This window comes from Allobosea sp. Root670 (assembly GCF_001429415.1).
Lineage (GTDB): Bacteria > Pseudomonadota > Alphaproteobacteria > Rhizobiales > Beijerinckiaceae > Allobosea > Allobosea robiniae.
The window spans coordinates 79,768-93,384 of sequence record NZ_LMJU01000016.1; the positions used below are offsets into that span (position 1 = coordinate 79,768).

Consider the following 13,617-nt stretch of genomic DNA (forward strand, 5'->3'; position numbering starts at 1 on the left):
CACAGCCGAACGTTCCCTGAAAGCCAGAGCGCACATCCCATCACCCGCCGGAATGGCAGCACCATCGTTTCCTCTTGCTCAACTGCCTACCGGCAGGTAGGTAAATGAATGCACCCTGCTGGCGAGCTGGCCGACAGGAGCGTCCGCGGAGGCTCAGACACATGCCGGTCATCGAAACCAGGGTCGGCACGGCAGCCGGGCAGCAGGAGAAGCGAGCCGCCTACGGGGCGCTGATCCAGACCTTGCGCGAACGCCACGCGCGTGTCCTCGGGGGTGGTGGCGAGAAGCTGCAGGCGCGCCATCGCGAGCGCGGCAAGATCCCGGTGCGCGAACGCATCGACCTGCTCGTCGACCCGCTCTCGCCCTTCCTCGAACTCTCCCCGCTCGCCGCCTGGGAGCTCTATGGCAACGAAGTACCTGCCGCCGGCATCGTCACCGGCATCGGCGTGGTCGCCGGCACGCCCTGCATGATCATCGCCAACGACGCGACGGTGAAAGGCGGCTCCTTCTTCCATGAGACGGTCAAGAAGCACCTGCGGGCACAGGAGATCGCCTTCGAGAACCGCTTGCCCTGCCTCTATCTCGTCGATTGCGGCGGCGCCTTCCTGCCGGAGCAGGACCGCGTCTTCCCCGATCGCGACCATTTCGGCGGCGCCTTCCTGCAGCAATGCCGGATGTCGGCGGCCGGCCTGCCGCAGGTTTCGGCGGTGTTCGGTGGCTGCACGGCGGGCGGCGCCTATATCCCGGCGCTGTCCGACGAGGTCGTGATGGTGCGCGGCACCGGCCGCATCCATCTCGGCGGGCCGCCGATCGTGAAGGCCGCAATCAACGAGATCGTCGACGGTGAGACGCTGGGCGGCGCCGCGATGCATACGCAAGTCTCGGGGGTCAGCGACTATCTCGCCGAGGACGAGTTCGAGGCGATCGCCAAGCTCCGCGACATCGTCGGCGCGCTCAACTGGCCCGCGCCGCGCACGCTCGCGCGCCCTGTCACGGCGCCGCTCTACGACCCCGCCGAGATCGAGGCCATCGTCGGCACCGACCTGAAGCAGCCCTGCGACGTGCGCGAAATTATCGCCCGCATGGTCGACGGCAGCGTCTTCGACGCCTTCAAGCCGGATTACGGCGCGACGCTGGTCACCGGTTTCGCCCATATCCACGGCCAGCCGGTCGGCATCATCGCCAATAACGGCGTGCTGTTCTCCGACAGCGCGCTCAAGGGCGCGCATTTCATCGAGCTCTGCGACCAGCGCCGCATTCCGCTGCTCTTCCTGCAGAACATCACCGGCTTCATGGTCGGCACGGAGGCCGAGCGCGGCGGCATCGCCAAGCATTCGGCCAAGCTGGTCTATGCCGTCTCGAATGCGCGCGTGCCGCGCTATACCGTGATCATCGGCGGTTCGTACGGCGCAGGCAATTACGGCATGTGCGGCCGGGGCTTCCAGCCGCGCTTCCTCTTCGCCTGGCCGAATGCGCGGATCGCGACGATGTCGCCGGATGTCGCCGCGACCGTGGTGACCGAACTCCGGCGCTCCAGCCTGACGCGCGGCAATGCCGATGAAGCCGAGATCGAGAAACTCGACCGGGAGACGCGCCGCCAGTTCGAGGAGCAGAGCACGCCCTATTACGCAACGGCCCGGCTCTGGGATGACGGCATCATCGAGCCGGCCCAGACCCGCGACGTGATCGGATTGTGCCTCTCGCTCGCCGCGCGCGAGATCGACCTGCCCGGGCATCGCCCCGTCTACCGGATGTAATCCCGATGATCGGTTCCCTCCTCATCGCCAATCGCGGCGAAATCGCCGTGCGGATCATGCGGACCTGCCGGCGCATGGGCATCCGCACCGTCGCCGTCTTCTCCGATGCCGATCGCGACGCGCAGCATGTCGCCTATGCTGATGAAGCCGTGCGCATCGGCCCCGCCGCCGCGCGCGACAGCTATCTGCGGGCAGAAGCGATCATGGAGGCGGCCGCGCGCAGCGGCACTGATGCGATCCATCCTGGCTATGGCTTCCTCTCCGAGAAGCCGGACCTGCCGCTGCTCTGCCGACAGGCGGGGCGCATCTTCGTCGGCCCCTCGGCCGAATGCATCACTGCGATGGGGCCGAAGATCGGCTCGAAGCTGATCGCCGAGAAGGCCGGCGTTCCAAGCGTGCCCGGCTATGCCGGCGACGACCAGTCGAACGCGGCGCTGGCGGAGGCTGCAGCGCGGATCGGCTATCCCGTGATGATCAAGGCCTCGGCCGGCGGCGGCGGCAAGGGCATGCGCCGCGTCTTCACGGCCGCGGAACTGCTGCCGGCACTCGACATGGCGCGCGCGGAGGCGCAGGCCGCCTTCGGCGATCCGGCGCTCTTGATCGAGAAGCTAGTGATGCGCCCGCGCCATCTCGAAGTGCAGGTGGCCGGCGACAAGCATGGCAATGTCGTGCATCTCTTCGAGCGCGACTGCTCGGTCCAGCGCAACAACCAGAAGGTGCTGGAGGAGGCGCCCGCCCCCCATCTCGCTCCGGCGATCCGGGGCAAGCTGCTGGAGCGCGGCGTCGCGCTGGCAAAGGCCATCGGTTACGATAATCTCGGCACGGTCGAATTCATCCTGGAGGACGGTTTCGACGAGCCGTGGTTCCTGGAGATGAACACGCGCCTGCAGGTCGAGCATCCGGTGACCGAAGCGATCACCGGCTACGACCTCGTCGAGTGGCAGATCCGTATCGCCGCCGGTGAGAGGCTGCCGGCCTTGCAGCCCGATATCCGCGAAAGCGGGCATGCGATCGAGGCCCGCATCACCGCCGAACGCGCCGACCAGGGTTTCCGGCCCGATACCGGGCGGATCGAGGGCTATGCCGAGCCAGCCTCGATCCGCATCGACAGCGGTGTGAAGGCAGGTTCCGAGGTCACATTGTTCTACGATTCGCTGCTGGCCAAGGCGATCGCGGCGGGGCCTGACCGTGCCACAGCCTGTGCAAGGCTGGCGGCCGGCCTGCGCGATTTCGCCATTCTCGGCCCCGCGACCACCCTGCCCTTCCTGATCGATGCGGTCGAGCATCCGCTCTTCGCTGGCGGCAAGGCGACGACGCGCTTCATCGAGGAGGCTTTTCCCGATGGCTGGACGGCGAAGCGACCGCGTCAACGGCTGGCACGAGCCGTCGCGGCCCTGCTCTGGCTGGAGAAACAGAAGGCAGCGCGTCCGAACGTCGATGCCTGGAATAGCCTCCCGGGCTTCCGCCTGCTGGCGCCGGCCGGCGGCGTGGCGACGAGCCGCCTGATCGCCGAGGAGGAAGACGAAGCGACGAAGCTGGCAATTCGCTTGCTGCCGGATGGCAGGCGCCGCGTCGGCGACGCCGACGGCGAGATCGAGCTGGCCTTGCGCACAGGTCCCGAAAGCTTCGAACTCGCTTTCGAGGATCGCATCCTGCGCGGCAGCCATGCGACGGCCGGCGGGGGCATCCGGTTGACGCTCGACGGCGAGACCTTCGATATCGGGATCGGCAGCGAGGCGCGGCCCGCGGCGGCGACTGGCGGCGGCGGAGCCGGTTCCGGAGCGGTGCTCGCCCCGATGCCGGGGGTTGTGGCCGAGATCCGCGTCGCGCCGGGCGACAAGGTCGAAGCCGGGCAGATCGTGGCCGTGCTCGAATCGATGAAGCTCTTCACCTCGCTCTCGGCCGGCGTCGACGGCGTGGTCGCCGATATCGCCTGCCAGCCGGGGGACACGGTCCAGGCCGGCAAGAGGCTCGTGCTGATCGAGCCGCCCTCCGCTTGAAGCATCAGCGCAATTGCTCTCTGCTTGCGGGATGGAAAGAAAGGTGTCTTTTTTCAGCGATTAGAACCAGAACAGCAAAGAACCGATGACCGACATGAGCGACGCGCCCCGCCCCGGAAAGGCTGCGGCCAAGCCGAGCGGGCTGCATCTCTCGCTGGCAAGGCGCATTGCCGCGCTGGCCGCCGAGCGGCGCTGGCCCGCCGGCTTCCATCTGCGCGAGATGGAAATCGCCCGCGCCTTCGAGGTGTCGCGAACGCCGGTTCGGGCAGCGCTTGGCGTGCTGGCCGCCCAGGGCCTGGTCGAGAACCGCACCAACCTTGGCTTTTTCCTGTCGCGCGAGGGCGCCGAGCTTGAAACAGCGGAACGATCGCTGCCGGCGGCGCAGGAAGACGATGTGCTCCGCGCCATCCTGCGCGACCGCGAGGCCGGGCGGCTCCCAGAGCAATTGATCGAGACCGATCTGCAGGAGAGCTACGGCATCGGCCGCAGCGGCCTGCGCAAGGTCCTGCTGCAACTCGCCGAAGACGGGCTGATCAAGCGGCGCAGGGGCCATGGCTGGAGTTTCGTGCCGTCGCTCGCTTCGACCGAGGCCCGCGAGGAGAGTTATCGCTTCCGCCTGATCATCGAATGCATGGGGCTTCAGGAGCCCGGCTTCCGTGTCGACAGGCACCAGTTCGCACGCAGCCGGGCGGCGCATGAAGCCTTCATCGCCGACCTGCATCGCTCGCCCTCGGTCGAGCGCTTCTTCGAGATCAATGCCGGCTTCCACGCCATGCTGGCGGCCTGCTCCGGCAACCGCTTCCTGCTGCAGGCCATGGAGGCGCAGAACGCGCTGCGGCGGCTGACCGAATATGCCGATTACGGCGAGCTCGACGCCGCGGCACTGCTCAAGTCCTGCCGCGAGCATCTCGCCATCCTCGACGCGCTCGAGCAGGGCGACCTCAACTGGGCGGTGATCCTGATGCGCCAGCACCTGACCCGACCGGTAAACGGCGCGGCGCCGCCCGCAGGCTGATCACAGCAGCGACAGCACTTTTCTCATCGACTCGCACGTTCGCTTGACATTGTATTTTTTCTCCAAATAATTCATTTCATCCTCATCCAGCAGCGAGACCGAACGTGCCCGCCACCGCCGCCCGCCCCAATGATCTCGATGCACATTGGATGCCCTTCACGGCGAACCGCCGCTTCAAGAGCGCGCCGCGGCTCTTCGTCGGGGCGGAGGGCAACTACTACCTCTCGTCGGACGGGCGCCGGATCCTCGACGGCATGGCCGGGCTGTGGTGCGTCAATGCCGGCCACGGCCATCCGCGCATCCGCGAGGCGATCAAGGCCCAGGCCGACGGGCTCGACTACGTCTCCTGCTTCCAGATGGGACATCCGGACGCCTTCACGCTGGCGAACCGCATGGTCGGCATGCTGCCTGACGGGCTCGACCATGTCCTGTTCTCCAATTCAGGCTCGGAAGCCGTCGATACCGCGCTGAAGGTCGCGCTGGCCTATCATCGCCAGCGTGGCGAAGGCGGCCGCTATCGCCTGATCGGACGGGCGCGCGGCTATCATGGCATGGGTTTCGGCGGGCTGTCGGTCGCCGGCATCAGCCGCCACCGCCGCGATTTCGGGCCGCTGCTGCCCGGCGCCGCCCATCTGCCGCATACGCTCGACCTCGCGCGCAACGTGTTCTCGCGCGGCGAGCCCGAGCATGGCGTCGAGCTTGCCGACGATCTCGAGCGGCTCGTCCAGATCCATGACGCCTCGACCATCGCCGCCGTGATCGTCGAGCCCGTCGCTGGATCGACCGGCGTCCTGCCGCCCCCGAAGGGCTATCTCAAGCGCCTGCGCGAAATCTGCGACAGGCACGGCATCCTGCTGATCTTCGACGAGGTGATTTCGGGCTTCGGGCGGCTTGGCGCCTCCTGTGCGGCGGAGGCCTTCGGCGTCACGCCCGACATGATCACCTGTGCCAAGGGCCTCACCAACGGTGCCGTGCCGATGGGCGCGACGGTCGTCGGCAAGCACATCTACGACGCCTTCATGACCGGGCCGGAATCCGCGATCGAGCTGTTCCATGGCTTCACCTATTCCGGCCATCCGCTGGCCTGCGCCGCCGGGCTCGCAACCTTGCAGGTCTACGAGGAGGAAGGGCTCTTCGAGCGCACCCGCAAGATCGCCGATCATTGGGAGCAGGCCGCGCATGCGCTGAAGGGCGCGCCGCATGTCATCGACATCCGCAATATCGGCCTCGTCGCCGCGATCGAATTCACGCCGCGACCCGGTGGCCCCGGCCAGCGCAGCGCCGAATGCGCCGAGGCCTGCTACCAGGACGGCGTGCTCGTCCGGGCCGGAGCCGATCTCATCGTGCTGTCGCCGCCGCTTACCATCGAGCCCGACGAGATCGACCGGATCTTCGCCAGCATCCGCAAGGCGCTCGACACGATCGCCTGAGCCATCAGACCAGCCAGCGGCTCATTGAAGAGAGGGCGGAATGCGCAAGGGACACGGCCAGACCATCTCCTACTACCTGATGGGCCGCACGGCGCTCGCCGCCTGCCGGGCCGACCAGCGCTTCTCGTATTGCTGCTACCTGCCCGAAAGCTATGAGGAGACCGGCACGCGGCGCTATCCGCTTGCCGTTCTCGTCCATGGCAGCCTGCGCGATGCGACGAATCTGCGCGACCAGTTCATCGATTTCGCCGAGGCCAATCAGTGCGTGCTGCTGGCGCCGCTCTTCCCCTGCGGGATCGAGGAACCCGGCGATACCCATAACTACAAGCGCATCCTCTATCGCGGCATCCGCTACGACCAGATCCTGCTCTCGATGATCGACGAGATCGCAGGTCTCTACCGGCTGGAGACCGACAAGCTGCTGATGCACGGCTTCTCGGGCGGCGGCCAGTTCGTGCACCGCTTCTTCTATCTCCACCCCGAGCGGCTCGCCGCCGTCTCGATCGGCGCGCCGGGCGTGGTGACATTGCCGGACCCGGACAAGCCGTGGTGGCGCGGCACCGGCGACATGAAGGCGATCTTCGGGCGTGAGCCCGACCTTGCGGCGATGCGCCAGGTCGCCGTGCAGATGGTCGTCGGCGGCGACGATATCGAGACCTGGGACGTGACCGTTTCGCCGAAATCCTCGAACTGGATGGAGGGGATCAACGAGACCGGGGCGACGCGCGTCGAGCGCCTGCGCTCGCTCGAAGCCGCCTTCCTGAAGCGCGGCATTGCCGTGCGCTTCGATGTCGTGCCCGGCATCGAGCATATCGGCTACCTCGTTCACCCGCCGGTGAAGGATTTCTTCGGCGACATGCTGCGCCGCCGGCGGAACTAGCGGCAGCGCGGATTAACGATTTCTGCGGTGACACCGGAAAGCCGGGCCCGCCCCTTGGGAGAAGCAGACCATGAAGCTTGGATGGCTCGCGGCCGTCGCCGCATTCGCTTGCCTCACGCCCGCCCTGGCGCAGGAACCGAAACCCGGCGGCGAATTGCGGATCGCGATCTCCGGCGACATCACCAGCAGCGAGCCCGGCGTGCGCCGCAGCGGCGATGCCGACGCGGTCCTGCACCATGTCGTCGAGGCGCTGGTCGCCTATCGCGAGGATCTCAGCATCGCGCCGATGCTGGCGGAGAGCTACGCGATGTCACCGGACGGGCGCAGCTACACCTTCAAGCTGCGCGACGGCATCACCTTCCATAATGGCGCGCCGATGACCTCCGCCGACGTCAAGTGGAGCTGGGATCGGATGCTCGACCCGGCGACGCGCTGGCAATGCCGCGGCTGGTATGACGGCACGCAGGACATGAAGGTCGAAGCGATCGAGACGCCCGATCCGAAGACGGTGGTGTTCCGGCTCGCGAAGCCCTCGGCGCTGTTCCTGCACTATGTCGCCAATATCCAGTGCATGACCGGCATCCTGCATCGCGACTCCGTCAATGCCGCCGGCGAATGGGTGAAGCCGATCGGCACCGGCCCCTTCGCCTTCACGGAATGGCGCAAGAACAGCTTCATCCTGCTCAAGAAATTTGCCGACTACAAATCCCGCAGCGAGCCGACGAGCGGCTATGCTGGGGCGCGCAAGGCCTATGTCGACCAGGTGCGCTGGATGGTAGTGCCCGACGATGCGACCCGGCGCGCCGGTTTGCAGGCCGGGCAGATCGACTGGATCATCACCGATGTCGCGGATATCGTCGAATTGCGTGCAGCCAAGGGCGTCAAGGTCGCGACGGCGCAGGGGCTGAGCTGGAACGTCCTGCTGATCCAGACCCGCGACCCGCTCCTCGCCGATCCCCGTATCCGCAAGGCGCTGGCCCATGCGATCGACCTGAAGACGCTGGTCGAGAACCGCACGGACGGGCTGGGCAAGCCCAATCCCTCGGCCATCCCGACGACCAGCGGGAGCCATACGGCGATCCATGACCAGGGCTACACATACGACCCCGACCTCGCCCGCAAGCTGCTGAAGGAAGCCGGCTATGACGGGCGCCCGATCAAGCTGCAGACCTCACAGAAGCTGGTCCATCTCTACGACACCGCCATCATCCTGCAGGAGATGCTCAAGCAGGCAGGCTTCAACGTCGAGCTCGACATGCTGGAATGGGCGACGCAGCTCGACCGCTACAGCAAGGGCAATTTCCAGCTCCAGTCCTTCCGTTTCACCGCACGCTTCGACCCGTCGTTCAACTACAAGACCTTCGTCGGCTCGAAGGACGAGGATGCCGATGTCCAATGGGAGGACAAGCGCGCGGTCGAGCTGCTGCTGGCCTCGGCGACCGAGCTCGACCCGGCCAAACGACAGGCCATGTTCGATGAGATGCACCAGCGCATGATCGAGCAGGTGCCGATCATCAGCCTCTACAACACCCCGCTCGTCGAGGCCTCGACCGACCGCATCGCCGGCGTCGAACTCACCAGTTCCGGCAAGACGCGGGCCTGGGGCGTGTGGGTCACCCGGTAGACATACCGGGCGGACGCATGCCACCGAACCGGCACACGACCCGATAAAGGCCGCGGCGGGGCTGCGCGGGAGCGCGCATGCTCCTGGCGCAGCCCCGTCAACCCATCAATCCATCTCGACCGCTCGCGGCCCTTGCCGGAAGAACGAACCAACGCTGACGTTTTCACCCGCCCGAATCCTGAAGCGGGACGAGCGCGCGGCGACGGGATCGGGGGAACCGTCTTGAAGCTGCCTTTGTGGGGAAGCGCGCTCAGCGCCACTCTGCTCGTCCAGGTCGTGAGCTCGTTCGCCGGAGCCGCCATCCCGCTTCTCGGCCCGCTCCTGCCCCTGCGCTGGGGCCTTGCGCCCGAAAGCATCGGCTATGTTTCGGCCGTGGTCTCGACGGGCATCTGCTGGTTCCTCGCCTGCGGCAATCCGATGCTCGACCATCACGGCCCGGTTCGGGCGCTGCAGATCGGGCTGGCCTTCGTCGCCGCCGGCCTTCTGCTGCTGTCGCAGCCCTTCGGACTCATCGGGCTTGCCGGCGCGCTCCTGGTCGGGCTCGGCCTCGCGCCCAACACTCCGGCCGGCAGCCAGATCCTGATGCGCACGGCGCCAGTCGATCACCGGACCCTCGTCTTCTCGATCAAGCAGGCCGGCGTCCCACTCGGCGGCGCCATCGCGGGCTTCGCCGTCGCACCCATGGTCCTGGGTTTCGGCTTCACCGGGGCGATCTGGGCCGTGGTCGCCATCGTCCTGGTCAGCGCGCTGGCGGTCCAGCCCTTCCGCGGGAGTCTCGACGCGGAGAAAGGCACGCAGAACCGCGCCTGGGCGCGGATGTTCCTGTCGCCGTCGTCGCTGGCGCGATCGGCGCGGGTGCTGAGCTCGCATTCCTCGCTGCCGATGCTCACCGCGCTCGGCGTCTCCTTCTCGATCACGCAGGCCTGCATCACCGCCTTCACCGCGACCTATATGGTGACCCAGCACGGCAAGACGCTGGCCCAGGCCGGGCACCTCGTCGCGGCCCTGCTGGTGGCGAGCACGGTCGCGCGCATCTTCTTCGGCTGGCTGGCGGACCGGATGGACGGCGGCCTGCGACTGCTCTGCCTGCTGGCGCTCGCCGCCGGCTCGACCATCGCCCTGCTGATCGGCACGGCAAGCACGAGCCCCTGGCTGATCTACCCCTGCATGGCCCTGGTCGGCGCGACCTCGATGGGCTGGAACGGCGTCCACATGGCCGAGCTGGCGCGCGTCTCGCCACCCGCGCTGATCGGCGACGTTACCTCCGGGGCGAGCCTGTTCGGCTTCGTCGGCTCGATCTGCGGGCCGCTGGTCTTTGCCGTGATCGCAAACCGGACCGGCAGCTTCAACTGGCCCTTCCTGCTGGTCGCCGGCCAGCTTGCCGTGTTCGGGGCCTTCGCTCTCTGGCATCTGCGCCGCTCGGCGCAGGCCTGATCGCTCCGCAGATCCGGATAACATCAGGTTATACCTGATCCCGAATAAAGCATGAGAACAATGGAGGCGGGGCCTCTAGACCTTATCCTGGGGTTCGGCCCGTCGCGTCCGGTCCCGAGGTCATACGCCAATCCAGGAATCCGTCGATGTCCCGCCTCATCACCGTTGCCGCCGCACAGTTGGGTCCGATCCAGCGGGCCGACAGCCGCAAGCAGGTCATCGACCGGATGATCGCGCTGCTGGAGAAGGCCAAGGCGCAAGGCGCGACCTTCGTCGTGTTTCCCGAGCTCGCGCTGACCACCTTCTTCCCGCGCTGGTACCATGAGGATCGCGCCGAGGCGGATCAATGGTTCGAGCGCAGCATGCCCGGCCCGGATACCCAGGCGCTGTTCGACAAGGCCAAGGAGCTCGGCCTCGCCATGAGCTTCGGCTATGCGGAGCTCACGCCCGAAGGCCGGCATTTCAACAGCTCGATCCTGGTCGACCGCGGCGGCCGTATCGTCGCCAAATACCGCAAGATCCACCTGCCCGGCCATGTCGAGTTCGACTCCGAGCGGACGCATCAGCATCTCGAGAAGCGCTATTTCGAGCCGGGCGATCTCGGCTTCCCGGTCTGGGAATTCGAAGGCGGGCTGTTCGGCATGGCGATCTGCAACGACCGGCGCTGGCCCGAGACCTATCGCGTCATGGGATTGCAGGGCGTCGAGATGGTCGTGCTTGGCTACAACACCCCGTCCGCCAATTCGCAATCGCCCAACGAGACGGCAGCCGACCGGCTGTTCCACCACCGCCTGTCGGTGCAGGCCGGCGCCTACCAGAATTCGACCTGGGTCGTGGCCGTCGGCAAGGCCGGAACCGAAGACGGACACCATCTCTTCGGGGGAACGCTGATCGCGGCGCCGGACGGCAAGATCGTCGGGGAGATCGACCATGAGGAAGACGGCGTGCTCGTCCATCCCTGCGATCTCGACGATACCCGCTTCGGCAAGGCGACGATCTTCGATTTCATCCGCCATCGCCGTGTCGAGCATTACGGCCTGATCACCGAACGCACCGGCGTCGGCGCGCCGCTCGGAAAGCCCGAGGGCGCCTGAGCGCCCTCGTTGCCGGCTTTACCGGAACGGGTCGAACGGGGTCGGGAAGCGACCGGTCGGCGTGATCTCGGCGTAAGGCGCGCGCGCCAGCAACTGCCCCTGCCCCGGCTGCGCCAGCACGCGCTCGCCATCGAAGACGAGGCGGCCGCGCTGATAGGTCGCCGCCGGATAGCCCTGCACCGCCATGCCCTCATAAGGCGTGTAGTCGCTGCCATGATGCTGCATGGCATTGGTGAGGGTGACGCGCCGGTTGGGATCGAACAGCACGATATCGGCATCGGCCCCGACCGCGAGCGCGCCCTTGCGTGGCGCCAACCCGAAACGCCGCGCCGGATTGGTTGCGACGAGATCGACGAAGCGGCGCAGGTCGATGCGCCCCTTGGCGACACCCTCCGAGTAGAGAATGGGCAGGCGTGCGGCGAGACCGGGCACGCCGTTCGGGATCTTGTTGAAGGGTGCGCCCTCGCCGTGCTGTTTCTTGCCGCGCGGGTCGTCGTAGCGCAGCGGCGAATGGTCGGACGAGACGATGTCGATGACGCCGTCGCGCAGGAACTGCCAGAGCGCCTCCTGGTCGGCGGTCGAGCGCAGCGCCGGCGAGATCATGAACTTGGCGCCCTCGAAGCCCGGACGATCCATGTCGGCCTCGTCGAGCACGAGATATTGCGTGCAGGTCTCGGCCCAGGCCTTCTGCCCGCGCTTCTGCGCCCGCTCGACCTCTTCGCCGGACTGCCGGCCCGAGACGTGGAAGACCTGGATCGGCGTATCCAGCGCCTCGGCCAGGGCGAGAATGCGATGCGTCGCCTCGCGCTCGACAACCATGGGCTTCGCCCAGGCGAGATGGCGCGGCGCCGTCTGCCCGGCCGCCAGCAGCGCCTGCGTCAGCCAGGTGATCAGTTCGTGATGCTCGGCATGGACGCAGACGAGCGCGCCGGCGCGCCGCGCCGCGGCCAGCGTCTGCAGAATCTGCGCATCGCCGAGACGGTTGCTGTCATAGGTCATGAAGATCTTGACCGAGCGATGCCCGGCCTCGACCAGCGCCGGCAACTCGGTGTCCAGCACCTCCGGAGTGGGATCGTTGACCAGAAGATGGAAGGCATGGTCGATCCGGGCCTGCTTCGCCTTCTCGGCATAGGCGGCAACCGCGCCGGCGAGCGAGCCGCCGCGAACCTGAGGTGCATGGCAGACGACCGTGGTCGTGCCGCCCGCTGCGGCAGAGGCCGTGCCGCTATCGAAGCCGTCGGCGATGTCGGCGCCCGAGGAGAAGGGCTGGTCGAGATGAACGTGGCTGTCGACCCCGCCGGGGAGGACGAGCAGGCCCTTTGCATCGACCTCCTCCTTGCCGCGCGGCAGCCCCGCGCCGATCGCGGCGATGGTGCCGCCGGCGATGCCGATATCGAAAGCTCCGATGTCGGAGGCGGTGACGGCCGTGCCGCCGCGGATGACGAGATCGAAATCGCTCATGGTCTTTCTCTCCATGCGACGGGGGCCGTGAAACGGCAGCCCGCAGCGCGCGAACAGCGACGAGGTCAGGATGAAAACGGAACTGCGCGTCGCGCTCGGCGACAGGCTCTATGGCATCGAGCGCCCCTGGGGCGCCCTGCCGGCGACGCCGGGGCGGATCACCGATCTCACAGTCGGCAAGGACGGGCTGGTGCATGTCCTGCTGCGCCGCGACAGCGCCGTCGATCCCGAGGGGCCCTGCGTGATCACGCTCGCGAGCGATGGCAGCTTCGTCAGGAGCTGGGGCGAGGCGCTCTGCGTGGATGCCCACAAGATCGCGACGATGCCGGATGGCGGCCTCGCCATCGTCGATCGCGACGCCCATCGCATCTTCTTCTGTGACGTCGAAGGCCACGTCCGTCAGCAGATCGGCGAAAGCCATCGGCCGGGGCAGCCCTTCAACCATCCGAGCGATATCGCCTTTGCGCCGGATGGCGGCTTCTATGTCGCCGATGGCTATGGCAATGGCCGCATCCATCGCTACGACTCCGGCGGCAGCCTGATCGCGAGCTGGGGCTCGGTCGGGACGGCGCCGGGCGCGTTCCTGACGCCGCACGGCATCTGCGTGCTCGGCGACGGGCGCGTGATCGTCGCCGATCGCGAGAACAGCCGCGTGCAGAGCTTCACCGCCGGGGGCGAACGTCTCGCGGTCTGGGATGCGTTCCTGCGCCCGCAGGATGTCGTCGCCGATGCGGATGATCGAATCTATGTCTGCGACTCGATCCCGACGCTGAGCCTGCTCTCGGCGGATGGCGCCCTGCTCGGCCGCTGCCGGCCGGTGCTCAACGGCGCCCATGGCCTGTGGCTTGGAACGGCCGGCGATATCTTCCTCGCGGAGACCAACCCCAACCGCATCACGCGGCTTTTCCCCGTCGCGAGCTGA

At 67.3% G+C, this 13,617-nt stretch carries 10 protein-coding genes; 9 read left to right on the forward strand and 1 reads right to left on the reverse strand.

Annotated elements, in window-relative coordinates; genetic code table 11:
* The first annotated feature begins 161 nt into the window (after positions 1–161).
* The 8 genes from ASE61_RS15785 to ASE61_RS15820 all read left to right on the forward strand — a co-directional run bounded on the left by ASE61_RS15785 (position 162) and on the right by ASE61_RS15820 (position 11,234).
* Complete coding sequence (locus ASE61_RS15785; RefSeq protein WP_061968474.1) at positions 162–1,757, forward strand: acyl-CoA carboxylase subunit beta; 1,596 nt, start codon at positions 162–164, stop codon at positions 1,755–1,757.
* 5 nt (positions 1,758–1,762) lie between these two features.
* Positions 1,763–3,757, forward strand: a complete 1,995-nt coding sequence (locus tag ASE61_RS15790; protein WP_061968475.1) for an acetyl/propionyl/methylcrotonyl-CoA carboxylase subunit alpha — start codon at positions 1,763–1,765, stop codon at positions 3,755–3,757.
* 94 nt (positions 3,758–3,851) lie between these two features.
* On the forward strand, positions 3,852–4,772 hold the full coding sequence (locus ASE61_RS15795; RefSeq protein WP_082617523.1) for a GntR family transcriptional regulator: 921 nt from the start codon (positions 3,852–3,854) through the stop codon (positions 4,770–4,772).
* A gap of 149 nt (positions 4,773–4,921) precedes the next feature.
* A complete protein-coding gene (locus ASE61_RS15800) occupies positions 4,922–6,202 on the forward strand; it encodes an aspartate aminotransferase family protein (RefSeq protein ID WP_061969117.1) in 1,281 nt (426 codons plus the stop codon).
* 40 nt (positions 6,203–6,242) lie between these two features.
* Positions 6,243–7,082: a hydrolase gene (locus tag ASE61_RS15805; protein WP_061968479.1), complete on the forward strand. Its 840-nt coding sequence runs from the start codon at positions 6,243–6,245 to the stop codon at positions 7,080–7,082.
* A gap of 70 nt (positions 7,083–7,152) precedes the next feature.
* Entirely contained in the window at positions 7,153–8,706 is a 1,554-nt protein-coding gene (locus ASE61_RS15810) for an ABC transporter substrate-binding protein (protein ID WP_061968480.1), read from the forward strand.
* 222 nt (positions 8,707–8,928) lie between these two features.
* Positions 8,929–10,140 (forward strand): MFS transporter, encoded by a 1,212-nt coding sequence (locus ASE61_RS15815; RefSeq protein ID WP_162260106.1) that lies wholly within the window; start codon positions 8,929–8,931, stop codon positions 10,138–10,140.
* A gap of 146 nt (positions 10,141–10,286) precedes the next feature.
* Entirely contained in the window at positions 10,287–11,234 is a 948-nt protein-coding gene (locus ASE61_RS15820; protein WP_061968484.1) for an N-carbamoyl-D-amino-acid hydrolase, read from the forward strand.
* Positions 11,235–11,252: 18 nt separating this feature from the next.
* Here ASE61_RS15820 and hydA read toward each other — a convergent pair whose 3' ends face one another.
* The gene (hydA, locus tag ASE61_RS15825; RefSeq protein ID WP_061968485.1) at positions 11,253–12,695 is read right to left on the reverse strand and encodes a dihydropyrimidinase; all 1,443 of its coding nucleotides are present in this window, start codon (positions 12,693–12,695) and stop codon (positions 11,253–11,255) included.
* A gap of 70 nt (positions 12,696–12,765) precedes the next feature.
* On the opposite strand from hydA, the gene ASE61_RS15830 reads away from it, so the two are divergent.
* On the forward strand, positions 12,766–13,617 hold the full coding sequence (locus tag ASE61_RS15830) for a hypothetical protein (protein ID WP_061968487.1): 852 nt from the start codon (positions 12,766–12,768) through the stop codon (positions 13,615–13,617).

Bases quoted from the DNA above. Each gene is read 5' to 3' on its own strand.
- ASE61_RS15820 (WP_061968484.1), top strand. From the start codon at position 10,287: ATGTCCCGCCTCATCACCGTTGCCGCCGCACAGTTGGGTCCGATCCAG.
- ASE61_RS15785 (WP_061968474.1), top strand. From the start codon at position 162: ATGCCGGTCATCGAAACCAGGGTCGGCACGGCAGCCGGGCAGCAGGAG.
- ASE61_RS15830 (WP_061968487.1), top strand. From the start codon at position 12,766: ATGAAAACGGAACTGCGCGTCGCGCTCGGCGACAGGCTCTATGGCATC.
- ASE61_RS15790 (WP_061968475.1), top strand. From the start codon at position 1,763: ATGATCGGTTCCCTCCTCATCGCCAATCGCGGCGAAATCGCCGTGCGG.
- ASE61_RS15810 (WP_061968480.1), top strand. From the start codon at position 7,153: ATGAAGCTTGGATGGCTCGCGGCCGTCGCCGCATTCGCTTGCCTCACG.
- hydA (WP_061968485.1), bottom strand. From the start codon at position 12,695: ATGAGCGATTTCGATCTCGTCATCCGCGGCGGCACGGCCGTCACCGCC.
- ASE61_RS15805 (WP_061968479.1), top strand. From the start codon at position 6,243: ATGCGCAAGGGACACGGCCAGACCATCTCCTACTACCTGATGGGCCGC.
- ASE61_RS15800 (WP_061969117.1), top strand. From the start codon at position 4,922: ATGCCCTTCACGGCGAACCGCCGCTTCAAGAGCGCGCCGCGGCTCTTC.
- ASE61_RS15795 (WP_082617523.1), top strand. From the start codon at position 3,852: ATGAGCGACGCGCCCCGCCCCGGAAAGGCTGCGGCCAAGCCGAGCGGG.